Annotated in this window: 25 protein-coding genes and 1 pseudogene; 4 read left to right on the forward strand and 22 right to left on the reverse strand. The window is 72.6% G+C overall.

Annotated elements, in window-relative coordinates; genetic code table 11:
• From D3105_RS06715 to D3105_RS06725, 3 genes and pseudogenes are all read right to left on the reverse strand, one after another.
• Positions 1-678, reverse strand: a pseudogene (locus D3105_RS06715) (helix-turn-helix transcriptional regulator); the annotation flags it as partial.
• 53 nt (positions 679-731) lie between these two features.
• Positions 732-1568 carry a transferase gene (locus D3105_RS06720; protein WP_118900943.1) on the reverse strand — a complete coding sequence of 279 codons (837 nt, stop codon included), beginning with the start codon at positions 1566-1568 and terminating at the stop codon, positions 732-734.
• Positions 1565-2848, reverse strand: coding sequence for a glycosyltransferase family 4 protein (locus tag D3105_RS06725; protein WP_118900945.1), 1284 nt, complete (start codon positions 2846-2848; stop codon positions 1565-1567). Before D3105_RS06725 ends, D3105_RS06720 begins: the two co-directional genes overlap by 4 nt.
• A gap of 505 nt (positions 2849-3353) precedes the next feature.
• Here D3105_RS06725 and D3105_RS06730 point away from each other — a divergent pair.
• Together D3105_RS06730 and D3105_RS06735 are read left to right on the forward strand one after the other, a co-directional pair.
• On the forward strand, positions 3354-4136 hold the full coding sequence (locus D3105_RS06730; RefSeq protein ID WP_118900947.1) for a hypothetical protein: 783 nt from the start codon (positions 3354-3356) through the stop codon (positions 4134-4136).
• A gap of 137 nt (positions 4137-4273) precedes the next feature.
• Entirely contained in the window at positions 4274-4609 is a 336-nt protein-coding gene (locus tag D3105_RS06735; protein ID WP_118901005.1) for a hypothetical protein, read from the forward strand.
• Positions 4610-4691: 82 nt separating this feature from the next.
• Here D3105_RS06735 and der read toward each other — a convergent pair whose 3' ends face one another.
• The 5 genes from der to aroH form a co-directional block, all read right to left on the reverse strand.
• Positions 4692-6161: a ribosome biogenesis GTPase Der gene (der, locus tag D3105_RS06740; RefSeq protein ID WP_118900949.1), complete on the reverse strand. Its 1470-nt coding sequence runs from the start codon at positions 6159-6161 to the stop codon at positions 4692-4694.
• 78 nt (positions 6162-6239) lie between these two features.
• Entirely contained in the window at positions 6240-6896 is a 657-nt protein-coding gene (locus D3105_RS06745; protein ID WP_118900951.1) for a lysophospholipid acyltransferase family protein, read from the reverse strand.
• Positions 6893-7588 (reverse strand): (d)CMP kinase, encoded by a 696-nt coding sequence (gene cmk / locus D3105_RS06750; RefSeq protein ID WP_029181954.1) that lies wholly within the window; start codon positions 7586-7588, stop codon positions 6893-6895. Before cmk ends, D3105_RS06745 begins: the two co-directional genes overlap by 4 nt.
• 145 nt (positions 7589-7733) lie before the next feature.
• Complete coding sequence (locus tag D3105_RS06755; RefSeq protein ID WP_118900953.1) at positions 7734-8819, reverse strand: prephenate dehydrogenase; 1086 nt, start codon at positions 8817-8819, stop codon at positions 7734-7736.
• The gene (gene aroH / locus D3105_RS06760) at positions 8816-9178 is read right to left on the reverse strand and encodes a chorismate mutase (protein ID WP_010056956.1); all 363 of its coding nucleotides are present in this window, start codon (positions 9176-9178) and stop codon (positions 8816-8818) included. The genes D3105_RS06755 and aroH overlap by 4 nt, the downstream gene beginning before the upstream one ends.
• Positions 9179-9429: 251 nt before the next feature.
• Between aroH and D3105_RS06765 the strand changes: the two genes are divergently transcribed.
• Together D3105_RS06765 and D3105_RS06770 are read left to right on the forward strand one after the other, a co-directional pair.
• The gene (locus D3105_RS06765; protein ID WP_118900956.1) at positions 9430-9852 is read left to right on the forward strand and encodes a Rieske (2Fe-2S) protein; all 423 of its coding nucleotides are present in this window, start codon (positions 9430-9432) and stop codon (positions 9850-9852) included.
• Between the two features lie 55 nt (positions 9853-9907).
• Positions 9908-10603: a nucleotidyltransferase domain-containing protein gene (locus D3105_RS06770; RefSeq protein ID WP_118900958.1), complete on the forward strand. Its 696-nt coding sequence runs from the start codon at positions 9908-9910 to the stop codon at positions 10601-10603.
• 78 nt (positions 10604-10681) lie between these two features.
• Here the strand turns inward: D3105_RS06770 and D3105_RS06775 are convergent, their stop codons facing one another.
• From D3105_RS06775 to D3105_RS06840, 14 genes are all read right to left on the reverse strand, one after another.
• Positions 10682-11125 (reverse strand): SRPBCC family protein, encoded by a 444-nt coding sequence (locus tag D3105_RS06775; RefSeq protein WP_118900960.1) that lies wholly within the window; start codon positions 11123-11125, stop codon positions 10682-10684.
• A 62-nt stretch (positions 11126-11187) separates the two neighbouring features.
• A complete protein-coding gene (locus D3105_RS06780) occupies positions 11188-12213 on the reverse strand; it encodes an ADP-ribosylglycohydrolase family protein (protein WP_118900962.1) in 1026 nt (341 codons plus the stop codon).
• On the reverse strand, positions 12210-12974 hold the full coding sequence (locus D3105_RS06785) for an NUDIX hydrolase (RefSeq protein ID WP_118900964.1): 765 nt from the start codon (positions 12972-12974) through the stop codon (positions 12210-12212). Before D3105_RS06785 ends, D3105_RS06780 begins: the two co-directional genes overlap by 4 nt.
• Positions 12971-14050, reverse strand: coding sequence for an AAA family ATPase (locus D3105_RS06790; RefSeq protein WP_118900966.1), 1080 nt, complete (start codon positions 14048-14050; stop codon positions 12971-12973). Before D3105_RS06790 ends, D3105_RS06785 begins: the two co-directional genes overlap by 4 nt.
• Positions 14047-14703, reverse strand: coding sequence for a nicotinamide riboside transporter PnuC (pnuC, locus tag D3105_RS06795; RefSeq protein WP_118900968.1), 657 nt, complete (start codon positions 14701-14703; stop codon positions 14047-14049). Before pnuC ends, D3105_RS06790 begins: the two co-directional genes overlap by 4 nt.
• Positions 14704-14828: 125 nt before the next feature.
• The gene (locus tag D3105_RS06800) at positions 14829-16121 is read right to left on the reverse strand and encodes a pseudouridine synthase (protein ID WP_118900970.1); all 1293 of its coding nucleotides are present in this window, start codon (positions 16119-16121) and stop codon (positions 14829-14831) included.
• Positions 16121-16777: an SMC-Scp complex subunit ScpB gene (gene scpB, locus D3105_RS06805; protein WP_118900972.1), complete on the reverse strand. Its 657-nt coding sequence runs from the start codon at positions 16775-16777 to the stop codon at positions 16121-16123. The genes D3105_RS06800 and scpB overlap by 1 nt, the downstream gene beginning before the upstream one ends.
• Positions 16774-17796 (reverse strand): segregation and condensation protein A, encoded by a 1023-nt coding sequence (locus D3105_RS06810; RefSeq protein ID WP_118900974.1) that lies wholly within the window; start codon positions 17794-17796, stop codon positions 16774-16776. The genes scpB and D3105_RS06810 overlap by 4 nt, the downstream gene beginning before the upstream one ends.
• Positions 17797-17862: 66 nt before the next feature.
• Positions 17863-18417: a hypothetical protein gene (locus D3105_RS06815; RefSeq protein ID WP_206272670.1), complete on the reverse strand. Its 555-nt coding sequence runs from the start codon at positions 18415-18417 to the stop codon at positions 17863-17865.
• Positions 18414-19532 carry a ParA family protein gene (locus D3105_RS06820; protein WP_010056937.1) on the reverse strand — a complete coding sequence of 373 codons (1119 nt, stop codon included), beginning with the start codon at positions 19530-19532 and terminating at the stop codon, positions 18414-18416. The genes D3105_RS06815 and D3105_RS06820 overlap by 4 nt, the downstream gene beginning before the upstream one ends.
• A gap of 368 nt (positions 19533-19900) precedes the next feature.
• Positions 19901-21016 (reverse strand): alanine dehydrogenase, encoded by a 1116-nt coding sequence (gene ald, locus D3105_RS06825; RefSeq protein ID WP_118901007.1) that lies wholly within the window; start codon positions 21014-21016, stop codon positions 19901-19903.
• Between the two features lie 143 nt (positions 21017-21159).
• Positions 21160-23292: an ATP-binding protein gene (locus D3105_RS06830; RefSeq protein ID WP_118900978.1), complete on the reverse strand. Its 2133-nt coding sequence runs from the start codon at positions 23290-23292 to the stop codon at positions 21160-21162.
• Positions 23293-23470: 178 nt separating this feature from the next.
• The gene (locus tag D3105_RS06835; RefSeq protein WP_118900980.1) at positions 23471-24097 is read right to left on the reverse strand and encodes an NUDIX domain-containing protein; all 627 of its coding nucleotides are present in this window, start codon (positions 24095-24097) and stop codon (positions 23471-23473) included.
• A 90-nt stretch (positions 24098-24187) separates the two neighbouring features.
• A complete protein-coding gene (locus D3105_RS06840) occupies positions 24188-25843 on the reverse strand; it encodes a CTP synthase (RefSeq protein WP_093441571.1) in 1656 nt (551 codons plus the stop codon).
• Positions 25844-25858 lie beyond the last annotated feature (15 nt).

Consider the following 25858-nt stretch of genomic DNA (forward strand, 5'->3'; position numbering starts at 1 on the left):
AAGCGGGGGCCGTGGGGCGGGGTCGGGGTGATCCGGTCCGCCCGGAAGGTGCGCCAGTCCTCCCGCTCCAGGTCCCAGGCCACCAGATACCAGCGGCGCTCGGTGCAGACGAGCCGGTGCGGCTCGACGGTACGGCGCGAGGCCTCCCCGCTGTGGGTCCGGTAGGCGAACCGGAGCCGTTCGGCGTCCCGGCAGGCCGCGGCCAGCTCGGTGAGCAGACCGGGGTCGACCGCCGAGCCGTCCTGCCCGCGCAGCATCGGCACCGTGAACGCGCCGAGCGCGCCCACCCTGCGGCGCAGCCGGTTCGGCAGCACCTGTTCCAGCTTGGCCAGCGCGCGTACGGAGGACTCGCCGATGCCCTCGATGCCGTGTCCGGCGGCCGTGCGCAGGCCGACGGCGACCGCGACGGCCTCGTCGTCGTCCAGCAGCAGCGGCGGCAGCTCGGCGCCCGCCCCGAGCTGGTAGCCGCCGCCGGTACCCCTGGCGGCGTTCACCGGGTACGCCGCCGGTACCCCTGGCGGCGTTCACCGGGTAGCCCAGTTCGCGCAGCTTGTCGACGTCCCGGCGGACGGTGCGCGGGGTGACGCCGAGCCGGTCGGCCAGATCGGCGCCGGACCAGTCGCGGTGGGTCTGCAGCAGTGACAGCAGGCGCAGCAGGCGTGCCGAGGTCTCCAACATGGGGGCGAGTCTGCCAGGGCTTGCGGACAGCCCCCGTCCGCAAGCCTCCTGCCTCAGCGGTCCGCGGGTGCGGGCTCCAGGCGCAGGCAGAGGTCGTTGTCGGCGGTGTAGCAGGGAGTGGCGAGCACGCCGGGGGCCGCCGGGTGGCCCGGGTAGACGAACGACTTGTTCCGGGACCAGACGTCGTCGAGTATCCGGGAGATCCTGACGCCGTCCGCGCCCGCCGCCGGGACCAGCCACAGCTGCCAGAACTGCGCCTCGATCACCGGTCCGGCGGCAGGCGAGGCGTACGGCAGGGTGAACGCGAAGGACCCGGCCGGACCGTCCGGGTCCGGGGCGGTGAGCGGGACGCTGTGCACCCGCTCCGCCTCGCCCGGCAGCCGGGCCTCCACCGCGGCCCCCTCCCCCGCCTCGACGCCGTACAGCACGCCCTGGACCGTCATGCCGGCCGGGCCCGCGAAGACGTGGCCCGCCTCGGCGTGCGGGGCACGGACCCAGGAGCGCACGGCGAGCCGGCCGTCGAGGGTCGGGTAGGGAACCCGGGCGCTGACGCTCGCGGCCCCGGTGCCCGGGCAGCGGTCGACGAGGGCCCGCAGGTCGCGCAGCCCCGGTTCGACGACGGCCTCGGCGGGCTCGTCCCCGGGCTCCTCGACATAGGCGTCCCATCGGCCCTCGGCCAGTTCGGTGGCGGCCGGGAGCACCGCCCGCAGCCGCCCGGGCGCCGGCCTGCTGAGCGGTATGCGCACCGTGCCGCCGGGCTTCCTGCCCGCCGCGCCCCGGCGCCGCAGGAGCAGCACGGAGTCGGAGGCGGGGGCCGGGGCGGTCAGGTCGAAGGTGAGCGTTCCGGCGCGATCGGCGGCGCAGTCGGCCCGTACTGCGGTGGAGTTCATGAGGTCCTTCCCTTGCGGAGCACGTCGGCGGCCTTGTAGCGCAGGGCGTAGGCCCCGTCGAGGACGCTGCCCCGGGTGCGGTGCAGCGCGGTGCGCAGGGCGCCGTGCCCGTGCCCCTGGGAGCCGCGCGCGACGAGTTCGGTGAACAGGCGCTCGTGCTGCTCGGCGATCCGTGCGGGATCGAAGCGGGCCGAGGCCTTCAGCGCGGCCCCGCCCATCCGGTGGCGCAGCCCGTCGTCCTCGATCAGCTGGAGCAGGGCCGCGGCGACGGCGTCCGGGTCGCCGACCGGCACCAGGCGGCCGTCGACGCCGTCCTCGATGATCTCGGCCGGCCCGTGCGGGCAGTCGGTGGCGACGACCGGCAGTCCGCCGCGCATCGCCTCGACGATCGTCATGCCGAAGGACTCGCGCTCCGATGTGACGGCGGCGATCGACCCCTTGGGCCACTCGGCCTCCATCGGGTTGGCCGAACCCATCAGGAACACGTGGTTGTGCAGGCCGAGTTCGTCGATGAGGGTGCGCAGCGCCGCCTCTTCGTTCCCGGTCGCGTCCCCGCCGCCGTAGATGCGCAGCCGCCAGTCGGGGCGGGCCGCGGACACCTGGGCGAAGGCCCGCACCAGGTGGTCGTAGCGCTTGACCCGGTGCAGCCGGCCCGCCGCGACGACCCACTTCAGGCCGCCGTCCGCGGGCGGGCAGGAGGGCTCGGGGACGGCGTTGGGGATCGCCTCGATGCGTACGCCCGGGAGCTTCAGCCGGCTGCGGTAGTCGTCCGCGTCGGCGCGGGTGACGGTGGTGAGCGCGTCGAGCAGCGTGTAGCGGTGGGCGATCTCGCGGCGCAGCCGGTAGCCGTGGCTGTCCAGCGTCAGGTGCTCCTGCCCGACGCGCACCGGTCCGCGGCGGGTCTGCCGGCTGAGGTGCACGTTGAGTCCGGGGCGGGTGCCGACGACGACGTCCGCCTCGATGCCCTGGAGGTGGGCGGCGATCCGGGCGTCGGTGAGCCGGCTGTACTGCTTGTGCCTGCTGTCGCCGCGCGGGAACACGGTGGCGGGCCGGGCGTGTTCGGCTCTCTCGCCGTCGTAGGTCGCGCTCTTCTTCCGCAGGTCGACGAGGTGGCGCAGCGTCACGCCCTCGGGCGCGCCGAGGACGGGGGCGTCACGGTGCCGGAAGACGGACACGATCTCGACGTCGTGCTGCTCGGCGAGCGTACGGGCGAGCGTGAACGTCGTCCGGATCGTTCCTCCGATTCCGTAGGCATTGTGCAGAAGAAAAGAAATATGCATGGTGTCGCTGTTTCCCCTGTCGACCCGGCCTTGTCAAGACTGCCACTTCCCGGCGGATTCGTGCCCGAAATACGCCGGGAAATCCCGGAGCATCCGCGAGATGGCGCACGGGATCCCCGGTGCCGCCGCCGGACCCCCGCTGACCTGCGGGTTCCGGAAGCTGTCCATCCGTTTTCCTGCGGGCCCGGAAGTGGCGGGACCGCGATTGCGGACCCACCGGTGCGGTAAACCGGCGTCTACCCACCACCCGTTCGCCAATACTTTCCTCCGAGCTTGACGACGGAAAATGCCGGGAGGTTGCCCGCGCCCCGGTAAAAGTTCCGGGCGGGACGCGGGAGCCGCACGCCGGACGCGCGGGAGCCCTACGCCGAACAGTCGATGTACCGATGTGTCGACCCGGCCGCACTTCCGTGCACCCAGGTGCGTGACCCCGGCCACGGATCCCGCGTTGTCTCTTCATGAGCCGGGAACCACCCGGCCCACGCACCGAGTTCGAGGAGCCCCCGTGCCGCGCATGCTCGACGTCAGCCAGGACGTACGCGCCGAGATCGGCGACGACGAAGCCGACCGGCTGCTCGTCGGCGACAACGCCCCGGGCAGTTACGACTGCACCTCCTGCCGGACCCCCGGCGACTCCGACCAGGAACGCACCAGCACGGTGCTGTTCATCGGCGACGAGACCGCGGTCCTCGCGTTCGCCCACGCGACGTGCATCCCCTCGCAGGTCGTCAGGGTCGCGGAGGACCAACTCCAGGGCGCGGTGCGCAGTATCACCGGAAGCGAGCAGAAGGACACGGAGGGGCTCATGCCCGAACAGGCCGTCCTCGGCATCACCAGCGGACTCGTCCTCATCGAGGACGATCTGCGCCCGGCCCTGGTCGTCGAACCGACCGGCCCGGTCGCCCGGCCCGGCACCGACGGCAGCGGGGGCGACGAGTTCCTCCAGCTGCTGCTGGAGCAGGGCTTCCGCCCGGCCCCCGACATGAACCGGCTGCCGGAGGTCCTCCCGGGCTGGTCCGTGCTGCTGGCGGTGGGTCAGCTGCACGCCGTGCTGCAGCCGAGCGCCGGCGGCGGCAACCCGGTCGCCTGGTGGCAGGCCCACCAGCCGCTCCAGGTGACCGAAGGCTGGCGGGCGGCGGTCAACAAGTCGCAGACGGTCCTCGTCTTCGCCGCCCCGGCCGGCACCATCGGCCAGCAGCCGCGCGAGGACCTGCTCCGGGACGCCCTGGAAAAGGCCGCGGTCAACGGGCTCCTGGTCGCCGCCTCGATGCCGCTGGCCGGGACCTGATCATGTCCGGCCGGCTCGGCCACCCCCGCCGAACAGCGATTTCTCCGGCGGGGCCGCATCCGACGGGCCGTGAGGTCGTTGGCACCTACGTGCACTCATACGACTCCCCCCGCCAGCATCAGAGTCAGATCCCTGCCATGCGTCCCTCGCAGGATCCGTCGGGGGGCCTGTCCCCCACCCCGATCTACGACGCGCTGTACTCCGAGTACCGGCGCTCGTTCCGGGCGTTGCCGGGCGACCGGAGCGGCGAGGAGAATCTCTCCTTCTCGGCCTTCGGCGCCGGTCTCTTCGCCTCAAGGGCCCCGCTGAGCGGGCACTCCGCCTCCTCCTCGCACGGCGGACACCACGGCCAGAGCGGGAGCGGCGGGCAGAGCCAGCACACGACCGGCAGTCTCGGCTCCTGGCAGCGGGTCGGGCGGCATGCGGGGCGGCCCCGGCCCGCGGCCCTGCCGCCGGGGTCACGGGACTCCTGAAGCCCGGACGGGCACAGGTGGTACGACGAGGCCCTGGGCCGCTCTCGCGAGAGCGGCCCAGGGCCTCGTCGTGCGCCGGGTGCTACTTGTTGCGGCCGCGCTTCTCGCGGACCCGGACGGAGATGTGGATCGGGGTGCCCTCGAAGCCGAACTCCTCGCGCAGCCGGCGCTCGACGAAGCGGCGGTAGCCGTGCTCCAGGAAGCCGGAGGCGAAGAGCACGAAGCGCGGGGGCTTGGTGCCCGCCTGGGTGCCGAAGAGGATGCGGGGCTGCTTGCCGCCGCGGATCGGGTGCGGGTTGGAGGCGACGATCTCACCGAGGAAGGCGTTGAGCCGCCCGGTGGGAACGCGCGTCTCCCAGCCCTCCAGCGCGGTCTCGATGGCCGGGACCAGCTTCTCCATGTGGCGGCCGGTGACGGCGGAGACGTTGACGCGCGGGGCCCAGGCGATCTGCGCGAGCTCCGTCTCGATCTCGCGCTCCAGGTAGTAGCGGCGCTCCTCGTCGAGGGTGTCCCACTTGTTGAAGGCGACGACGATGGCGCGCCCGGCCTCCACGGCCATGGTGATGATGCGCTGGTCCTGGACGCTGATGGACTCGCTGGAGTCGATCAGGACGACGGCGACCTCGGCCTTCTCGACGGCGGCGGCCGTACGCAGCGAGGCGTAGTAGTCCGCGCCCTCCTGGAGGTGGACGCGGCGGCGGATACCGGCCGTGTCGATGAACTTCCAGGTGATGCCGCCGAGGTTGATCAGCTCGTCGACCGGGTCGCGGGTGGTGCCCGCCAGCTCGTTGACGACGACCCGGTCCTCGCCCGCGACCTTGTTCAGCAGGGAGGACTTGCCGACGTTCGGGCGGCCGATCAGGGCGATCCGGCGGGGCCCGCCGAGCGCCGTGCCGAACTTCTGGGCCGGGGCGTCGGGCAGGGCCTCCAGGACCGCGTCGAGCATGTCGCCGGTGCCGCGGCCGTGCAGCGAGGAGACCGGGTAGGGCTCGCCGAGGCCGAGGGACCACAGGGCGGTGGCGTCGGCCTCACCGCTCTGGCCGTCGACCTTGTTGGCGCAGAGGACGACGGGCTTGCCGGCCCGGCGCAGCAGCTTGACGACGGCCTCGTCGGTGTCGGTGGCGCCGACGGTGGAGTCGACGACGAAGACGACCGCGTCGGCCGTCTCGATGGCGTACTCGGCCTGGGCGGCGACGGAGGCGTCGAGGCCCAGCACGTCCTGCTCCCAGCCGCCGGTGTCGACGACCTTGAAGCGGCGGCCGGCCCATTCGGCCTCGTAGCTGACGCGGTCGCGGGTGACGCCGGGCTTGTCCTGCACGACGGCCTCGCGGCGGCCGATGATCCGGTTCACCAGGGTCGACTTGCCGACATTGGGGCGGCCGACGACGGCGAGCACGGGGAGCGGGCCGTGACCGGCCTCGCCGAGGGCGCCCTCGACCTCCTCGGGGTCGAAGCCCTCCTGCGCGGCGAGCTCCATGAACTCCGCGTACTCGGCATCGCCAAGTTCTCCGTGCTCGTGGCCCGAGCCGTCGGAGTGAATCTGGTCGTTCATGAAGTCCGTTCCTCTTTGCATCATCATCGATGGGCCACGATCAGCGCGGTCCACTACTCAAGTCAGGTCAAGTCTCGCCTATCGCCCGGTGAGGCGCTTGGCGCTTTCCAGGTGGGCGGTCAGCTTCGCCTGGATCCGCAGGGTCGCCTCGTCCAGCGCCCTGCGCGTACGCCGCCCGTCGCCTGCGCTCGCGTCGAACGCGTCGCCGAAGACGACGTCGACCCGGCTGCGCAGCGGGGGCAGCCCCCGTATCAACCGTCCGCGGCGCTCTGTGCTTCCCAGAACCGCCACGGGGACGATCGGGGCCCCGCCCCGTACCGCGAAGTAGGCGAGCCCGGCGCGCAGCGAGGCGAAGTCTCCTTCGCCCCGGGTGCCCTCCGGGAAGATCCCGAGGGCGCCGCCGTCCGCCAGTACGCCGAGGGCGTGGCTGATGGCCGTGCGGTCCACGGTCGTGCGGTCCACCTCGATCTGCCCGATTCCGTGCAGGAACGGGTCGAGGGGGCCGACGAACGCCTCCTTCTTGATCAGGAAGTGCACCGGCCGGGGTGCGGTGCCCATCAGCATCGGTCCGTCGATGTTGTGGGAGTGGTTCACCGCGAGGATGACGGGGCCGGCGGCGGGCACACGCCAGGCGCCGAGCACCCGGGGCTTCCACAGCCCGTACATCAGGCCGATGCCGATGGTGCGCCCGACGGCCGCTCCGCGCAGCGTGGGCGCGCCGGTGGCATCGCTCACGCGGCGACCCGCTTCCCCTCGACGAGGGTGACGACGCACTCGATGACCTGCTGGAGGGTCAGCTCGGTGGTGTCCACCTCGACGGCGTCGTCCGCCTTGGCGAGCGGGGAGGTCTTGCGGCCGGAGTCGGCGGCGTCCCGCTTGATCAGGGCCTCACGCGTGGCGGTCAGGTCGGAGCCCTTGACCTCGCCGCTGCGGCGGGCGGCGCGGGCCTCCGGGGAGGCGGTGAGGAAGATCTTGAGGTCGGCGTCGGGCAGCACGGTGGTGCCGATGTCCCGGCCCTCTACGACGATGCCGCCGGTGGCGGCCGCGGCGATGGAGCGCTGGAGCGCGGTGATGAGCGTGCGCACCTCGGGGACCGCGCTGACGGCGCTGACCTTGGAGGTGACCTCCTGGGTGCGGATCGGTCCCGAGGCGTCCTCGCCGTCGACGGTGATCGTCGGGGCGGCGGGGTCGGTGCCGGAGACGATCACGGGCTTGGCGGCGGCGGTGGCGATCTCCTCCGGGTTGCTCACGTCGATGCCGTTGGTCAGCATCCACCAGGTGATGGCCCGGTACTGCGCGCCCGTGTCCAGGTAGCTCAGACCGAGCGCGGCGGCGACGGCCTTGGAGGTGCTCGACTTGCCGGTGCCCGAGGGCCCGTCGATGGCGACGATCACGGAGGAGCGTGCGGTTTCCACGGTGGTGGACACCTTCCTGGTACACGGGGTGGGGACGGACGGGCCAGGGAACGGCCTCGTACCAGGTTACCGAGTGCGGGACGTGCCCTTGTACCCCGTACGGGGGAGGCGCCCGCCACCCTCGCTCGGGTGGCGGGCGCCCCGTGCGGTCCCGGGCTCAGCCGCGGATGGACCAGCCCCGTTCCTGGAGGGCCGCGCCGAGGACCGGGGCGGCGCTGGGTTCGACCATGATCTGGACGAGCCCCGCCTGCTGGCCGGTGGCGTGCTCGATGCGGACGTCCTCGATGTTGACCCCGGCGCGCCCGGCGTCGGCGAAGATGGCGGCCAGCTCGCCCGGCTTGTCGCCGATGAGGACGGCGACGGTCTCGTACGCGGTGGGGGCGGCGCCGTGCTTGCCGGGGACCCGGACGCGGCCGGCGTTGCCGCGCCGCAGGACGTCCTCGATGGCGTGGGTGCCCGCGCTCCGCCGGTCCGCGTCGGCGGAGCCGATCCCGCGCAGCGCGGTCACGGTCTCCTCCAGGTCGGCGGCGACCCCGGCGAGGACGTCGGCGACCGGGCCGGGGTTGGCCGAGAGGATCTCCACCCACATCCGGGGGTCGGATGCGGCGATCCGGGTGACGTCGCGGATGCCCTGGCCGCACAGGCGTACGGCGGTCTCGTCGGCCTCCTCCAGCCGGGCGGCGACCATCGACGAGATCAGCTGCGGGGTGTGCGAGACCAGGGCGACGGCCCGGTCGTGGGCGTCGGCGTCCATGACGACGGGGACGGCCCGGCACAGGGCGACCAGCTCCAGCGCGAGGTTGAGCACCTCGGTGTCGGTGTCCCGGGTCGGGGTGAGGACCCAGGGGCGCCCCTCGAAGAGGTCGGGGGTGGCGGCCAGCGGACCGGACCGCTCCTTGCCCGCCATCGGATGCGTACCGATGTACGGGGTGAGGTCGAGGCCGAGCGCCTCCAGCTCACGGCGCGGGCCGCCCTTGACGCTGGCGACGTCCAGGTAGCCGCGGGCCACCCCGTCGCGCATGGCGGTGGCGAGGACGGTGGCGGTGTGCGCGGGCGGCACGGCGACGACGGCGAGGTCGACCGGCCCGGCGGGCGGCTCCTCGGTCCCGGCGCCGAGGGCTGCGGCGGTGCGGGCCGACTCGGGGTCGTGGTCGACGAGGTGCACGTGGATGCCGCGGCCGGCCAGTGCGAGGGCGGCGGAGGTGCCGACGAGCCCGGTTCCGATGACGAGGGCGGTTCTCACTGGGCGATGTCCTTGCGCAGGGCGGCGGTGGCGCCGAGGTAGACGTGGCTGATCTCGGCGCGCGAGAGGTAGGTCTCGACATGCACGAGGATACGGACGACCCGGGGCATCGCCCCGTCGATGTCCAGCTCCTGGGCGCAGATCAGGGGTACGTCGACGATCCCGAGGCCGCGCGCGGCGGCGGCCGGGAAGTCGCTGCGCAGGTCCGGGGTGGCGGTGAACCAGATGCTGATCAGGTCGTCGGCGACGAGCTCGTTGCGTTCCAGGACGGCGGTCAACAGCTCCCCGACCCGCTCGTCCATGTGCCCGGCCTCGTCCCGCTCCAGCTGGACGGCGCCCCGGACCGCTCGTACCGCCACGTCGCACTCCTCGTTCTTCGCTGCTCTTCGGTGCCCGGGCCCGGCGCCTTCCGGCGGGACCCGCTGCTCTCCTCAGCGTAGATCGACTGCGGCGGAGCCGGTCACGGCGTTCCGTCCGTGAGACGGGCGGGTCGCAGCCGTCGGAGCACTGTCCGCCACCCGGTCGGGGGCACGGTCCGCCCGGTTGCTTCGCCTGGGGCCCCGCCGCCGCCACGATGGCCCCCACCCACCGCCACCGAAGGAGAGCCCTCATGAACGCACGGCGAAGGACGGTGCTGGCCGCGGGTGCGGCGGGCGCCGCCGCCCTGGCCACCGGCTGCGGATCCTCCGACGGGGACGGCGGCGACGCGAGCCCGACGCCGAGCGCGCCGGGGGACGCCACGGGTGGGGCGGAGCTGGCCGGGACCGGGGACATCCCGGTCGGCGGGGGCACCATCTTCAAGGAGCGGAAGATCGTGGTGACGCAGCCGACGGAGGGGGACTTCAAGGCGTTCTCCGCCGTCTGCACCCATGCGAGCTGTCTCGTCTCGACGGTGAGCGACGGCACCATCAACTGCCCGTGTCACGGAAGCAAGTTCAGCATCACGGACGCGGCGGTCGAGGCCGGACCGGCGACCCGGCCGCTGCCCGCCGAGGAGATCAGCGTCTCGGGCGGGGCGATCCGGCTGGGCTGACAGCGGACCCGAAATGCAAGGGACGCCGCGGCCCGCTCCCCGTACGCTCGCGGCCATGATCTCCGCCACCGACGAGGCACTCGTACGCGACCACACGGTCTACGCCTGTGTGATGGGTTCGCGCGCGTTCGGACTGGCCACGGAGGACAGCGACACGGACCGGCGGGGTGTGTTCCTGGCGCCCACCCCGCTCTTCTGGCGGTTCGAGAAGCCGCCGACGCATGTCGACGGCCCCGCGCCGGAGCAGTTCTCCTGGGAGCTGGAGCGCTTCTGCGAGCTGGCGCTCCGGGCCAACCCGAACGTGCTGGAGTGCCTGCACTCCCCGCTGGTGGAGTCCGTGGACGACACCGGCCGGGAGCTGCTGGCGCTGCGCGGGGCGTTCCTGTCGCGGCTCGCCCACGGCACGTTCGTCCGGTACGCGCTGGGCCAGCGGAGAAAGCTGGAGGCGGACGTACGGGTGCACGGCGCGCCGCGCTGGAAGCACGCGATGCATCTGCTGAGGCTGCTGGCGAGCAGCCGGGATCTGCTGCGTACGGGCGAGCTGCGCGTCGACGTCGGCGATGCGCGTCAGGAGCTGCTGGCGGTGAAGCGGGGCGAGGTGTCCTGGGTGGAGGTGGAGCGCCGGATGGACCGCCTCGGCGAGGAGAACGACGAGGCGGCTGCCCGGTCCTCGCTTCCGGCGGAGCCGGACCGGGCGGCCGTGGAGGACTTCCTCGTCCGGACCCGGCGGGCCTCGGCGGCGCGGGGCTAGGGGGATCCGCCGGACACCCCCTGGGGCACGCGAGCCCGGCCCGATCGGCCAACCACTCCCCCCGGGCCTCCGGCGGGCTCAGAGCGTGCGGGGACCGCCCGCCTCGGCCGTGAGCTCGGCCAGCTTCTGGAACTCGCCCAGGTCGTAGTTGGCCAGCGTGGAGTCGAGGTTGGTCAGCGCCCCGAGGCGCTCGACGAAGCCCTGCGGGTCGTACTCGATCTGCAGGGCGACACGGCTGGACGTGTCGTCGAGCCGGTGGAAGGTGACGACCCCCGCGTGGTGGACCCCTTCGGTCGTCTTCCAGGCGATGCGTTCCTCGGGGATCACCTCCGTCAGTTCGGCGACGAAGTTCTTGTCCGCGCCGGGCAGCGAGAGCTGCCAGGCGAAGCGCCGCTCGTCGATCGGATCGACGCGCTGTACATGGCTCAGGAACCGCGGCCACTGGGTGACGTCGCTCCACAGGGACCAGGTGACGGCCACCGGGGCCTTGATGTCGACGGTCTCGACGAGTGAGGAGGACACGGATACCACCAGACCTTCGTACGGGAACGGGTTCCGCCCTCTCGTACCCGGTCGCCCGCCGCTCAGGCGTCCCAGAGTGCCGCGAGGGACAGCAGGTCGCTGCGGTACTCGATGCGCTCGGACCACTCCTTGGGCCAGGCCGCCGCGCCCAGGTGCGCCCCGGCCAGCGCTCCGGTCAGGCAGGCGATGGAGTCGGAGTCGCCGCGGGTGCAGGCGGCCCGGCGCAGGGCGGTGACGGGCTCCTCGGGGAAGAGCAGGAAGCAGTGCAGGGCGGTGGCGAGGGCCTCCTCGGCGATCCAGCCGTCGCCGGTCCGCTCGCACGGGTCGGTCTCGGGCGAGGGGTCGCGCAGGGCGTCCCGGACGGTCTCCAGGGCCGCCAGGCACTCGTCCCAGCCGCGCTGGATGTACGCCTGCGGGGTGGCGTCGCCCGCGTGGTGCCAGAGGTTGCCGAGCCAGCGGGTGTGGTAGCGGCCCCGGTTCTCGACGGCGTAGCTGCGCAACTGGCCGATCAGACCGAGGGGTTCCGCGCCCTGGGCGAGCAGGAACACCGCACGGGCCAGCAGGTCGGAGGCGGCCAGGGCGGTGGGGTGGCCGTGGGTGAGGGCGGCCTGGAGTTGGGCGGCACCGGCCCGCTGCTCCTCGCTGAGGCCGGGGACCAGGCCGACGGGGGCGACCCGCATGTTGGCGCCGCAGCCCTTGGAGTGCGTTTGGCTGGCCTCCTGCCAGATCCGGGTGTGTTCGAGCAGCCGGCAGGCGGTGAGGCAGGTGTTGCCGGGGGCACGGTTGTTGTCCGGCGCGTGGTACCAGGCGATGAACTCGGCGCCGACCGGGCCCACCATCCGTTCGGGGGTGAGCAGTCCGCTGTCCGTGGCGGTACGGATGCCCCGGCCCAGCGCGATCGTCATCTGGGTGTCGTCGGAGACGACGGCGGGCTCCAGCAGTGGCATCTGCCGCCAGGGGCCGAACTTGGCGAGGATGGAGGGCACGTCGTTGAACTCGGTGGGGAAGCCGAGCGCGTCCCCGAGGGCGAGCCCGGTCAGGACGCCGGTCGCGGCCTGCTTGGTGAGGGGCGGGATGGCGAGGGTCATCGGTCGTGTCCTTCCGTTCCGGAGGAGGAGGCGTCGGTGCGCGGCGGGCGCAGGAGCGGCGGGTGCAGGGCGGTGGCGTCGCCCGCCCGGTAGAGGGCTGCGGGTTTGCCCCGGCCGCCGGTGCGGCGCGGCGGGCCGCCGACCGGCTGGACGAAGCCCGGCGCGCTCAGGACCTTGCGCCGGAAGTTGGGGCGGTCCAGCTCGACGCCCCAGACGGTCTCGTAGACCTGCTGGAGCTCGCCGAGGGTGAACTCCGCGGGGCAGAACGCGGTGGCCAGGCAGCTGTATTCGAGCTTGGCGCCGATCCGGTCACGGGCGTCGGCGAGGATCCGGTCGTGGTCGAAGGCCAGGGGCCCGACGGCGTCCGCGTCCCACCACCGGGCGCTCGCCGCGTCGCCGCCGCCGCGCGGTTCGGGGAGGTCCGGCAGGAGGGCGGCGTAGGCGACGGAGACGACCCGCATCCTCGGGTCGCGGTCCGGGTCGGTGTAAGTGCGCAGCTGTTCGAGGTGGAGGGCGCCGACGGTGCCGGGGCCGAGGCCCGTCTCCTCGGCCAGTTCGCGGCGGGCGGCGTCGCCCGCGGACTCACGGGGCAGCAGGAAGCCGCCGGGCAGCGCCCACCGGCCCCGGAAGGGCTCCTGGCCGCGTTCGACGAGCAGCACGTGCAGCCGGGCGTCACGGACGGTGAAGACCGCGAGGTCGACGGTGACCGCGAACGGGGCGTAGGCGTGCGGGTCGTAGCCCTCGGGGGCAGGGTTGCTCATCGTTTCTCCGGGAGAGGTGCGGCGAAGTCCCAGCCGGTGGCGAGGAGTTCGTCGACGGCGGCGACCGCGGCAGCGAGCCGCGTCCCGGGCGGTCCGGTCATCTCGATGAACCGGCGTCCGGTGCGGGTGAGTTCGGCGCGGAAACGGTCGGTCATCCAGGGCCGCAGCTCCTCGCCGTCGCGCAGTCCGTCGTCCTCGAAGGCGACGCCCTCGTGGTCGGTGAGCAGCCACAGGTGGTGGTCGGCCCGGTCGGCGATCTCCTCGACGAGGGGGTTGCGGCCGCCGACGTACCGCTCGTGCCAGACGGTGGTGGCGAAGGAGTCGGTGTCGCAGAAGAGCACCGGGGACCCGGCGCGGGCGGCGGCCTCCTCGCGCTCGTTCTGGGTCCGCGCGATGAGCGGGAAGTCGTCGGTGGTGAAGGTGACGTCCTCCCAGGCAGCCCCGGGCCATTGTCCGCGCAGCGCGGCGAGCTTGTCCTCGCTGCACTCGCGCCCGTACTCGGCGACGTACCCCGTACGTGCCCACACCCCGCCGCGCGCCCGGTAGTGGGCGGCGAGCGCCCGGGCGAGGGTGGTGGTGCCGGTGGACTCCGCGCCGAGGACGACGACACGGCGGGCGAGGCCGGCCCGTACGGGCGGCTGGAGGAAGTCCCAGCATCCGGCCGGGTCCGCGCGCACGGCGGTGCCGGAGACCGGGAAGAGGGTGCGGTCGGGGTCGACGAGCACGGAGTCCGCGCCGAAGCGGCGGCCCAGTTCCTCCCCGTACGCCTCCGAGGTGAAGACCGCGTCCACGCGCTCGGGCACGGCCGCCCTGAAGACGGCCATGTGCGCGTCCCAGACCGCCGGGTCATTGACATCCATGTGCGTGTCGTCGACCGCGCCCACCACCGTGACGTCCGGGTGCACCTCGCGCATCCAGGCGACCCGGTCCGCGAGGGGGACGGACTCCACGGAGGCGGCGCAGACCAGCACGGTCAGCCGTTCGCAGCGGTCCTGGGCGGTCCGGACGAGGTGGTGGTGGCCGGCGTGCGGCGGGTAGAACTTGCCGAGGACCAGGCCGTGTTCGTAGCGCTTCATACCGCGGCCGCCTCCGGGGTCCGGGCCTCGCGTGCGGTCAGGTCGCGGTGCCAGTTGCGCAGGCCGACCAGGCAGAGCGCGAGGAACCCGGCGTACAGCAGCGAGGTCAGATACAGCCCCTTGTGGGCGTAGAGCGGGATGTAGACCACGTCGGCGGCGATCCACAGCCACCAGGACTCCAGCCGCTTCCGGCACTGCCCGTACGTCGCCATCAGCGAGAGCGAGGTCGTCAGGGCGTCCCAGAACGGGACGGTGGAGTCGGTGGCCCGGGACAGCAGCAGCGTGATCGCGGCGGTCCCCACCACCCCCGCCGCGAGCAGCCAGGACCATTCGGTGCGGGTCGTCCTGCGCACCGGCAGGACCGAGGTCCCTGGTCCACCCCCGTGGGTCCAGGTCCACCAGCCGTACGCGGCGAGGGTGATGAAGACGATCTGGAGACCGGCGTCGGCGTACAGACCGGCCTGGGTGAACAGCAGGATGAAGAAGAGGTTGTTGGTGATGCCGATCGGCCAGTTGGCGATGTGCTGGCGGGCCACGAGCCAGACGCAGAGCGCCCCGCTGCCGAAGCCCAGCACCTCGGTCCAGCTGACCGGGGTGTCCAGGACCGTCACCAGGGGCTGCTGCAGGGGATCGAGTATCTCCGCGAGGCTCACGGGCCCGCCTCCTTCTTTATAGTCACTCTGACTATAAAGGCTGGACGGGGACAGCAAAAGGCCCGCGGCCGGTTCTGTTCGAACTTTCCGAACGGATACCGGCCGCGGGCCTTGGCGGGGAGCCTCTAGAGGCCGACCTCGCGCATCAGCATGCCGACCTCGGTGTTGGTGAGGCGGCGCAGCCAGCCGGACTTCTGGTCGCCCAGCGGGATCGGCCCGAAGGACGTCCGCACGAGCCGCTCGACCGGGAAGCCGGCCTCGGCCAGCATCCGGCGCACGATGTGCTTGCGGCCCTCGTGGAGGGTGACCTCGACCAGGTAGTTCTTGCCTGTGTTCTCGACGACGCGGAAGTGGTCGGCGCGGGCGTACCCGTCCTCCAGCTGGATGCCGTCCTTGAGCCGCTTGCCGAGATCGCGCGGCAGCGGGCCCTGGATGGCGGCCAGGTAGGTCTTCTTCACGCCGTACTTCGGGTGCGTGAGGCGGTGGGCCAGCTCACCGTGGTTGGTGAGCATGATGATGCCCTCCGTCTCGGTGTCGAGCCGGCCGACGTGGAACAGCCGCGTCTCGCGGTTGGTCACGTAGTCGCCGAGGCACTGGCGGCCGTCCGGGTCCTCCATCGAGGACACGACCCCGGCGGGCTTGTTCAGCGCGAAGAAGAGGTACGACTGGGCGGCGACGGTGAGACCGTCGACCTTGATCTCGTCCTTGTGCACGTCGACGCGCATGCCCTGCTCGACGACGATCTCGCCGTTGACCTCGACGCGGGCCTGCTCGATCAGCTCCTCGCACGCGCGGCGCGAGCCCATGCCGGCCCGGGCGAGGACCTTCTGCAGCCGCTCGCCCTCCTGCTCGGCGCCCGGGTGGGTCTTGGGGAGCTTGATGTCGGGCTTGTTCGCGTACCGGTCGCGGTTGCGCTGCTCGATCTTGGCGTCCAGCTCACGGGGGCGCGAAGGGCTGCCGCCTCGCCGGAAGCCGCCGCCGCTGCCGCCCTGCCCGGACTTCGGCCCGCCCTTGGCTCCCCCGCGGGCCGCCGCGCCCCGGCCCTTACGGGGGCCGTCCTGGCCGCCTCGGGCGCCGGGGGCGTCGTTGCCGACGTCGTAGCGGCGCTCCTCCGGGCGGGGGCGGCGGGGACGCTGGTCCTGCTGCTCGTCGCGTCCGCCCTGGAAGCCCTGACGGCCGCCCTGACCGCCGGAACGCCCGCCCTGGCCGCTGCCGCCGCGTCCGCCGCCGCCCTGACCGCCGGAGCGTCCGCCCGGGCCGCCGCCCTGACCCTGGCCCTGGCGGAAGGATCCGCCGCCGCTGCGGCCGCCCTGGCCGCGTCCGCCGCCGCCCTGACCGCCGGGACGACCGCCCTGGCCGCCGCTCCGGCCGCCCTGACCGCCGCTGCCGCTTCCGCTGTTCCTGCCACTGCTTCGCATCAAAATTCCGTCTTGTCGTCTGCGTGAGTATCCGGGGTGTCCGGTGCGTCCGGATCGAACGACGGCACACCCTCTAGCGTCTCAGCCTCGATCGCGTCCGCCTCCGGGAGGAAGGGCGCGAGCTCCGGGAGCTCGTCCAGGCCGCGCAGGCCCATTCGCTCCAGAAAGTAGTTCGTCGTCCTGTACAGGATCGCACCTGTTTCGGGTTCCGCGCCCGCCTCGGCCACCAGGCCCCTCTGGAGGAGGGTCCGCATGACCCCGTCGCAGTTGACTCCGCGCACCGCCGAGACCCGCGAGCGGCTCACCGGCTGCCGGTACGCGACCACCGCCAGGGTCTCCAGCGCGGCCTGGGTGAGCCGGGCGTGCTGGCCGTCCAGGACGAAGCCCTCCACGGCCGCCGCGTACTCGGGCCGGGTGGAGAACCGCCAGCCGCCCGCGACGAGCCGCAGGTCGAAGCCCCGGCGCTGCACGGTGTACTCGTCGGCCAGCTCCCGCAGCGCGTCCGCCACGGCCCTGCGGGGCCGCTGGAGCACCTTGGCGAGGTGGTCGACGGTGGCGGGCTCGTCGACGACCATCAGGACCGCCTCCAGGGCGGGCTTGAGGTCGAGCGAGGCGACCGCGCCCTCGTCCCGCTCCTGATCCGGCTGCTCGCTCATTCCCGTACGCCCTCCTCGTCCTTTCCGCCGTTCAGCTCCTGGTCGAACTCGTCCGTCACCACCGGCTCCGGGCCCTCCCCGCCGCACCAGGCCACCAGCAGGTCGCCCAGCGCCTCGTCCTGGTCCAGGGTGACGGCCTTCTCGCGGTACAGCTCCAGCAGGGCCAGGAACCGGGCCACCACGGTCAGGGTGTCCGGGGCGTCCTCGGTCAGCGTCCGGAAGCTGACCGCCTCCCCGGCCGCGCGCAGCCGCTCCACCACCAGGCCCGCCTGCTCCCGGACGCTGACCAGGGGGGCGTGGATGTGGTCCACGTACACCTGGGGCTTCGGCTTCGGCTGCATCGCCTTCACCGCGAGCTCCGCGAAGCCCTCGGGCCCGATGCTGATGACCACCTCGGGCAACAGCGCGGCGTGCTGGTCCTCCAGGCCGACCGTACGCGGGTGGCGGCGGGCCTCCGACTCCAGGCGACCCTGGAAGATCTCGGCGATCTGCTTGTACGCGCGGTACTGGAGCAGCCGCGCGAAGAGCAGGTCCCGCGCCTCCAGGAGCGCCAGGTCCGCCTCGTCCTCGACCTCGGCGGCGGGCAGCAGCCGGGCGGCCTTCAGGTCGAGGAGGGTGGCGGCGACGACGAGGAACTCGGTGGTCTGGTCGAGGTCCCAGTCGGGGCCCATGGCGCGGATGTACGCCATGAACTCGTCGGTGACCTTGGAGAGGGCGACCTCGGTCACATCCAGCTTGTGCTTGGAGATCAGCTGGAGGAGGAGATCGAAGGGGCCCTCGAAGTTCACGAGCCGGACGGTGAACCGCTTGCCGTCGCCCTCGGGCTCCGGCTCGGTCGCTTCGGGCCCTGGCTCCGGAGCTTCTTCGGCGGCTTCCGCGGGCTCCGGCTCGGCCTCCTGTACGGGCACGGGTACGACTTCCGGCTCCGATACGGCCTCCGGCCCCGGGAACGCCGCCACACCCGGTCCCCGGCCCAGGGCGCGGCGGCGCGGGGCTGCGGGGTCGTCGGGCGTGGGCATGGGGGTCCAGGGGTGGGGCGGCGGCGGTGACGGGTCCTGCGGGGCAGGCTACCCGCGCCGTGCCGCTCAGCGGCCGCGCAGCCGCCGTACGAGGATGCTCGCGTCGCCCCGGGACTCCAGGTCGGCGAGGACCACAGCCACCGCCTCGCGGACGATACGGCCGCGGTCGACGGCGAGGCCGTGTTCGCCGCGCAGGACGAGCCGGGCGTGTTCGAGGTCCATCAGCTCCTCGGCGGAGACGTAGACCGTGATCTTCTCGTCGTGGCGTTCCCGGCCGCTGGGGCGCCGGTTCGCGCCGCGTGCGCCGCCGCGCCGGCGCTGGGGCTGGACCGCCGGTTGCTGCTCGGCCGGCGCGGGGCGCTCACCGGCGGCCTTGGCGGACGGGGCTCGCTCGCCCTCGCCGCCACGGCCGCGCGAGTCGCCGCCGTCGGCGTCGGCCGCGGTGTGCTCCTCATGGTCGGTGGACGACGGGGCCGGGCCGGAGGGATCGCTCTCCCCGGCGGGCGCGGGCACCCGCGGCTCGCCGTTCGCCTTGCGCCGCCGCTCCGCGGGGGAGGACGGCTGGAGGCCCATCCCGCCTCCGGTGGTACGGAACAGTTCGTCGGCCCCCGGCAGACTCACTCGGCGTGACACCGGGCGAGCACCTCCCTGGCGAGCTGGCGATAGGCGGCGGCGCCGACCGAGTTGGAGGCGTAGGTGGTGATGGGCTCACCGGCGACCGTGGTCTCCGGGAAGCGGACCGTGCGCCCGATGACCGTGTGGTAGACGTGCTCGTCGAAGGCCTCGACGACACGCGCCAGGACCTCGCGGCTGTGCACCGTACGGGAGTCGTACATGGTGGCGAGGATGCCGTCGAGCTCCAGTTCCGGGTTGAGCCGCTCCTGGACCTTCTCGATGGTCTCGGTGAGCAGCGCCACCCCGCGCAGCGCGAAGAACTCGCACTCCAGCGGCACTATGACCTTGTGAGCGGCCGTCAGGGCGTTCACGGTGAGCAGGCCGAGCGAGGGCTGACAGTCGATCACGATGTAGTCGTAGTCGGCCATCAGCGGCTTCAGGGCGCGCTGGAGCGTGGACTCGCGGGCCACCTCGCTGACGAGCTGCACCTCGGCCGCGGAGAGGTCGATGTTGCTGGGCAGCAGGTCCATGTTGGGGACCGCTGTCTTGAGCAGGACGTCGTCGGCCGCCATGCCCCGCTCCATGAGCAGGTTGTAGACGGTGAGGTCCAGCTCCATCGGGTTGACCCCGAGGCCGACGGAGAGCGCGCCCTGCGGGTCGAAGTCGACGAGCAGGACCCGGCGTCCGTACTCCGCGAGTGCGGCGCCCAGGTTGATGGTCGACGTGGTCTTGCCGACGCCGCCCTTCTGGTTGCACATCGCGATGATCTTCGCGGGGCCGTGGTCGGTCAGGGGACCCGGGATCGGGAAGTACGGCAGGGGCCGTCCGGTCGGGCCGATGCGCTCGCGACGCTGACGCGCGGCGTCGGGCGCGAGGGTGGCCGCGTACTCCGGATCGGGTTCGTACTCGGCGTCGGGGTCGTAGAAGTGCCCCTCGGGCACCTCGGCGAAGTCGGCGAAGCGGTCGGTGTCCCGGCTGCTCTCGTTGCCGGCCGTGGCGTTCACGTGTGGGCCGTCCATCATCTGGGGGGCTGTCGTCATGTGCTGTTGGGTGGCGAAGGTGCGGACCGCGACGGAGCCGACAGCTTCGAGCCCGGTCGGGCTCAGACCCCGTACAGGCATCCCTGGTTGACCACCCCCAGGAGTAATTGTCGACTCATTCACAAGTCGTCTTACCTCCTTGGATGTGACCAGGAAACTTATCGATAGGTCAGCGTGGCACCATGCCGACGATTGGCGACTCTATGGCGTGTCACCGGTCCGCAGCAACACAATCCGCCGGACCCGGCCCGATGTGTCGGCAATCGAACGCCTCGCTGTCAAGGGTGCACAGCGACCAAGCCGCACATTTCACCGCTGCGCGAAACGGGTAAAGGGTTACGTTCGGCGCGAGTTGCGCAAGGGCCCCACAGGGCCCGATACGCGTCCGGCCGGACCTTGCGCGGCAAGGTCCGGCCGGAGTCCCGATGTTGACGAGGAGAGTTGACCCGTCAGCCGAGGAGCGTGCTCAGCTCGACGTGCGGGAGACCGTGCGCCTCGGCCACCTCACGGTAAACCACCTGTCCCTCATGGGTGTTGAGGCCCTTGGCCAGCGCGGCGTCACGGCGCAGGGCGTCGACCCAGCCACGGTTGGCGAGCTCCACGATGTAGGGAAGCGTCGCGTTGGTGAGCGCGTACGTGGAGGTGTTCGGGACCGCGCCGGGCATGTTGGCGACGCAGTAGAAGACCGAGTCGTGGACCAGGAAGGTCGGCTCCGCGTGGGTCGTCGGACGCGAGTCCTCGAAGCAGCCGCCCTGATCGATTGCAATGTCGACAAGTACACTTCCGGGCTTCATCTTGGCGACGAGCTCGTTGGTGACCAGCTTCGGGGCCTTGGCTCCGGGGATCAGTACGGCGCCGATGACGAGGTCGGCCTCGACGACGGCCTTCTCCAGCTCGAAGGCGTTGGAGACGACGGTCTTCACCTTGGTGCCGAAGATCTTGTCGGCCTCGCGGAGCTTGTTGATGTCGCGGTCGAGCAGCGTGACGTGGAAGCCGAGGCCCACGGCGATCTGGGTGGCGTTCCAGCCGGAGACACCGCCGCCGATGACGACGGCCTCGCCGGCGTGGGTGCCGGGGACACCGCCGGGGAGCACGCCGCGGCCGCCCACCGAGCGCATCAGGTGGTACGCACCGACCTGCGGGGCGAGGCGGCCCGCGACCTCGGACATCGGGGCGAGCAGCGGGAGCGCGCGGTTGGCGGTCTCGACCGTCTCGTAGGCGATGGCGGTGGTGCCGGAGGCCAGCAGCGCGTCGGTGCACTCGCGGGAGGCGGCGAGGTGCAGGTAGGTGAAGAGCGTCTGGTCCTTGCGGAGGCGGTGGTACTCCTCGGCAACCGGCTCCTTGACCTTGAGCAGCAGGTCGGCGGCGGCCCAGACCTCGTCGGCGGTGGCCAGGATCTGTGCACCGGCGGCGACGTACTCGGCGTCGGGGATGGACGAGCCGACGCCGGCGTCGTGCTCGATGACGACCTGGTGGCCGTGGCGGACGAGCTCATGCACTCCGGCGGGGGTGATCGCCACCCGGAACTCGTTGTTCTTGACTTCGCGGGGGATGCCGACCTTCACGTCGATCACGGTCCTTGGCTCGGAGGGTCATCCGGGCACAACGGTGCACACCCGGACATATACAGCATAAATGGAGACGCCACGGAGGAACGCGGCAGAGCCAGTCTAATGAAGGACTTCGCGCTGTCTAGCCTTACAAAGCCTTAATTTTCTGTCGAAGCACTACGGATTTCGTAGGCTGAGGCCTCCTCGCCCAGCAATCTATCGGCTGCGCCCCGGTGCAACCGGGCCGCCGCGGGATCCCCGAGCCGGTCCAGCGTGTCCGCCAGCCGCAGCTGGAGCGCGGCCTGAAGCCGCACGTCACCGGCGCGCCGGGCCAGCTCGACGGCCTCCCGGCAGGTCTGGAGCGAGTCGTGCGGCCGGCCCGCGTACTCCTGGACCCGAGCGGCCTCACTGAGCGAGCGCGCCTGGGCCGCCGGGTCGCCGAGCCTGCGGTGACCGGAGGCGGCGGCGCGCCAGTTCCGCAGCGCCTCGCCGTAGCGCCCGGCGTACGTGTGTACCGCACCGAGCCGTCCGTAGAGCCGGGCCTCGTCGGCCCGCTCCCCCTGGGTGAGCCGCTGGGAGAGCGCCCGGCCGTACCAGTCGGCGGCCCGGTGGTAGTCCCCCAGCTCCTCGTACGCGCCCCCTACGGATTCCATGGCGCGGCCGGTGGCGTACAGGTCCTTCGCGGCCTTTCCGGCGTCCAGCGCGGCCCGGTAGCGGGTCAGCGCCTCCCGGGTGCGGCCGGTGCGGGCGTCCAGGTCGGCGAGGTTCAGCAGGGCGGCCGCCTGTTCGCGGGGGAGCTCGCGGCGGAGCGCCACGTCCAGCACGAGACCGTGCAGCCCGTACAGCTCGGGGGCGGCCTCCTCCGTCCCCCGGTGCGCGGCCAGCGCCCGCACCAGGGCCGCCACCAGCCGTCGCGCCAGGGTGTCCAGCTCACCGTCGGCCACGGCGAGCCGGGCCGAGGCGAGCAGGGCGGGCTGGCGGCCCCGCAGCCAGGCGCCGGCCTCCTCGGCGTTCGGGAAGCGCAGCGAGCGGGGCAGTCCGGCGACCTTGCCGCGGGCAGTGGACCCCTCGGGCTCGGTGATCGCACGGCAGGCCTGGAGCCGGCGCACGGTCCGCTCCAGCATCCGGGCTCGGGCGAGCTGGATCTCGGCCGGGCGGTCCCGGTCCTCCAGAAGGGCCCGCAGCATCGGGGCGAGGCAGCCGGGCACCGCGTACTGGTGGTGGGCCGCATCGTCCGTCCGCAGCAGCCCGAGCTTCACGAAGTCGTCGAGGGTGGCGCGGGCGGCGGAGACCGAGCAGCCGGCCAGCGCGGAGGCGGTGTGGGCGTCGGCGAGTCCGGCGGGGGCGAGGGCCAGCAGGCGCAGTATCCGGGCGGCGGCCTGCGGCAGGGAGTCATGGACGAGACGGAAGGCGCGGGCCAGCGGGCGGGCGCCGACGGGCTGCTGCTCATCGGGGTCGGGCAGCTCGTGCAACTGCCCCGCGACATCGGCGACCGAGGTCATGGGGTGGGCGGCGAGCAGGCCGCCCATCAGGGCGAGCGCCGCGGGCTGTCCCCCGCACTCCTCGGCCAGCCGCTCCGCGGTGCGGGGGTCGACGGTGATGCGGACCTGGCCGATGGCGCGGGCGAGCAGCCGCACCGCCGCGCCCTTCTCCAGTCCGCCGAGGGTGCAGGGCCGTACGTCGGGGATGCCGGTCAGCGGCCCGGTCGCGGTGGCGAGGACCAGGCAGTCGGGGTTCTCCGGGAGCAGCGGGTCGACCTGTTCGGCATCGGCCGCGTCGTCGAGGACCAGGACGAGGCGGCGCCCGGCCAGGGCCCCCCGGACCAGCTCGGACAGCTCGTCCTGGTCGGCGCCGGGCGGGACCGCGATCCGGAGGAGGCCGAGGATCTCGCCGGCGGTGCGTTCGGTGGGGACCCTCTCGCCGTCGGGGTCGGTGAGGCCGACCCGGAGCACCCCGTCGGGGTAGTCGCCGGAGCCCGTACCGGCGACGGCCCAGGGCAGGGTGCCCGTGGCGGCCCGGGCTGCCCCGGCGGCGTCGGTTCCGGTGAGCGCCCCGGCCAGCTCCTCGGCGAGTGCGCTGCGGCCGGAGCCGGGGCGGCCGGCGATGAGCAGGACCCGGGCGCGGGGGGCCTTGCGGCCGGCCAGGGTGTCCAGTCCCGCGCGCTCGATGTCCGCCCGCAGATCCTTCAACTCCCGTTCGCGGCCGAAGAATCGGGGTGGGGCGGCGCCGGACGGCTCCTCGGCCCCCGGGGCCTTCGCCGGACCGCTGGTGTCCACCGCCTGATCGGTCACGAGCCACGCTCCACTTCGCTGCACGCGATGCCCGCCGGAACTCCGGTCGGGCGCGGTTCGAGCGTAGTTCAGCGGCGGGGACGATCCCTGCGGAGCGAGGCGGGACCTCCCCCGATATCCCCCGATCGGATCAGCATCTCGTATGACCGATCAGGGGCGGGCGGGACCGGACGGGCCGTCAGGCCTCGAAGGGCCGGGCCGGCCACGGCGCTTCGGCGGGGCGCAGTGAGTCGACGCCGTCGCCCGCGCGGACGGCGGTGAGCGCGAGCACCCCGACGACCAGGCAGTTGTTGTGCAGGTCCCCGGCGATGACCGAGCGGACCAGCTCGTCCAGCGGCACCCGGGCCTGCTCCATGTCGGCCTCTTCCTCCGCGACCGCGTACCGCTCGCCCTCCGCCTCGGAGAGGTCGCGGGCCAGGAAGATCCGCACGGCCTCGTCGCAGCCGCCGGGCGTGGTGTAGACGTCGGTCAGCACCCGCCAGTCCTCGGCCTTGACGTGCGCCTCCTCGTACAGCTCGCGCTGGGCGGCGTGCAGGGGGTTCTCGCCGGGGATGTCGAGCAGACCGGCCGGGATCTCCCACAGCCGGTGGCGTACCGGGTGGCGGTACTGGCGCAGCACGATGACCCGGTCCTCGTCGTCGATCGCGAGGACGGCGACGGAGCCCGGGTGGACCTGGTAGTCACGGCCGTGGACGGAACCGTCGGGCATCACCACCTGGTCGGTGCGGACGCTGGTCTTGTTGCCGGTGAAGGGAGTCACCGTCGCGGTGACCTGCCACTCCTCGGGCGTGTCCTGGATACCCACTGCGTCCTCCCACGTACCACGTACAAAACGAGAAACCGGGGCACGCATCCGTCAAGGATCCGTACCCCGGTCAACCGTAATGCCTCGGGACTACTCGGCCGCGCCGGTCTTGCGCGCGACGGCGGCCTTCACCAGACCCGCGAAGAGCGGGTGCGGGCGGGTCGGGCGCGAGCGCAGCTCCGGGTGCGCCTGGGTGGCGACCAGGTAGGGGTGCACCTCGCGCGGGTACTCGACGTACTCGACGAGCTTGTTGTCCGGGGAGGTGCCGGAGAAGACCAGTCCGGCCTTCTTCTCCAGCTCGGCGCGGTAGCCGTTGTTGACCTCGTAGCGGTGGCGGTGGCGCTCCTCGACGTACGGCTCGCCCGCGTACGCCTCGCGCACCACGGAGCCCTCGGCGAGCTTGGCCGGGTAGAGGCCGAGCCGCATGGTGCCGCCGAGGTCGCCCGCGCCCTCGACGTAGGCGAGCTGCTCCTCCATCGTCGAGATGACGGGGTGGGAGGTGGCGGCGTCGAACTCGGTGGAGTTGGCGTCGGGGATCTCGGCCAGGTTGCGCGCCGCCTCGATCACGATGCACTGGAGGCCGAGGCAGAGCCCGAGCAGCGGGACCTTGTTCTCACGGGCGAAGCGGATGGCTCCGACCTTGCCGTCGACCCCGCGCTCGCCGAAACCGCCCGGGATGCAGATCGCGTCCACGTCACCGAGGTGCTCGGCCGCTCCGGCGGCGGTGCGGCAGTCGTCGGAGGTGACCCACTTGACCTTGACCCGGGCCTTGTTGGCGAAGCCGCCGGCGCGGATCGCCTCGGTGACCGAGAGGTAGGCGTCGGGCAGGTCGATGTACTTGCCGACCAGGGCGACGGTGACCTCGTGGTCGGGGTTGTGGACCCGGTCCAGCAGGTCGTCCCAGGTCGTCCAGTCGACGTCGCGGAACGGCAGGTCGAGCTTGCGCACGACGTAGGCGTCCAGGCCCTCGGTGTGCAGGACCTTGGGGATGTCGTAGATCGACTTGGCGTCGATGGCGGCGACCACGGCGGCCTCGTCGACGTCGCACATCAGCGAGATCTTGCGCTTGATGGCGGTGGGGACCTCGCGGTCGGCGCGCAGCACGATGGCGTCCGGCTGGATGCCGATGTTGCGCAGGGCGGCGACCGAGTGCTGGGTGGGCTTGGTCTTCAGCTCGCCGGAGGGGCCGATGTAGGGCAGCAGCGAGATGTGCACGACGAAGACGTTGTCCCGGCCGACCTCGTGGCGGACCTGGCGGACGGTCTCCAGGAACGGCAGCGACTCGATGTCGCCGACCGTGCCGCCGACCTCGGTGATGACGACGTCGACGTCGTCGGTGGCCATGCGGCGGATGCGGTGCTTGATCTCGTTGGTGATGTGCGGGATGACCTGGACGGTGTCGCCCAGGTACTCGCCGCGCCGCTCCTTGGCGATGACCTGGGAGTAGACCTGGCCGGTCGTCACGTTGGCGGAGCCGTCGAGGTCGACGTCGAGGAAGCGCTCGTAGTGGCCGATGTCCAGGTCGGTCTCGGCGCCGTCGTTGGTGACGAACACCTCACCGTGCTGGAACGGGTTCATCGTGCCGGGGTCGACGTTGAGGTAGGGGTCGAGCTTCTGCATGGTGACCCGCAGGCCCCGTGCCTTGAGCAGGGCACCCAGGCTGGAGGCAGTCAGACCCTTGCCGAGGGAGGAGGCGACACCCCCGGTGACGAAGATGTGCTTGGTCGTCGTGGATGTGGGCTGCATAGCCAAAGGGGGCTC

Source organism: Streptomyces globisporus, from assembly GCF_003501885.1.
Lineage (GTDB): Bacteria > Actinomycetota > Actinomycetes > Streptomycetales > Streptomycetaceae > Streptomyces > Streptomyces globisporus_D.

Bases quoted from the DNA above. Each gene is read 5' to 3' on its own strand.
- D3105_RS06720 (WP_118900943.1), bottom strand. From the start codon at position 1,568: ATGAACTCCACCGCAGTACGGGCCGACTGCGCCGCCGATCGCGCCGGA.
- D3105_RS06725 (WP_118900945.1), bottom strand. From the start codon at position 2,848: ATGCATATTTCTTTTCTTCTGCACAATGCCTACGGAATCGGAGGAACG.
- D3105_RS06735 (WP_118901005.1), top strand. From the start codon at position 4,274: ATGCGTCCCTCGCAGGATCCGTCGGGGGGCCTGTCCCCCACCCCGATC.
- der (WP_118900949.1), bottom strand. From the start codon at position 6,161: ATGAACGACCAGATTCACTCCGACGGCTCGGGCCACGAGCACGGAGAA.
- D3105_RS06765 (WP_118900956.1), top strand. From the start codon at position 9,430: ATGAACGCACGGCGAAGGACGGTGCTGGCCGCGGGTGCGGCGGGCGCC.
- D3105_RS06770 (WP_118900958.1), top strand. From the start codon at position 9,908: ATGATCTCCGCCACCGACGAGGCACTCGTACGCGACCACACGGTCTAC.
- D3105_RS06780 (WP_118900962.1), bottom strand. From the start codon at position 12,213: ATGACCCTCGCCATCCCGCCCCTCACCAAGCAGGCCGCGACCGGCGTC.
- D3105_RS06785 (WP_118900964.1), bottom strand. From the start codon at position 12,974: ATGAGCAACCCTGCCCCCGAGGGCTACGACCCGCACGCCTACGCCCCG.
- D3105_RS06790 (WP_118900966.1), bottom strand. From the start codon at position 14,050: ATGAAGCGCTACGAACACGGCCTGGTCCTCGGCAAGTTCTACCCGCCG.
- D3105_RS06800 (WP_118900970.1), bottom strand. From the start codon at position 16,121: ATGCGAAGCAGTGGCAGGAACAGCGGAAGCGGCAGCGGCGGTCAGGGC.
- scpB (WP_118900972.1), bottom strand. From the start codon at position 16,777: ATGAGCGAGCAGCCGGATCAGGAGCGGGACGAGGGCGCGGTCGCCTCG.
- D3105_RS06810 (WP_118900974.1), bottom strand. From the start codon at position 17,796: ATGCCCACGCCCGACGACCCCGCAGCCCCGCGCCGCCGCGCCCTGGGC.
- D3105_RS06820 (WP_010056937.1), bottom strand. From the start codon at position 19,532: ATGCCTGTACGGGGTCTGAGCCCGACCGGGCTCGAAGCTGTCGGCTCC.
- D3105_RS06840 (WP_093441571.1), bottom strand. From the start codon at position 25,843: ATGCAGCCCACATCCACGACGACCAAGCACATCTTCGTCACCGGGGGT.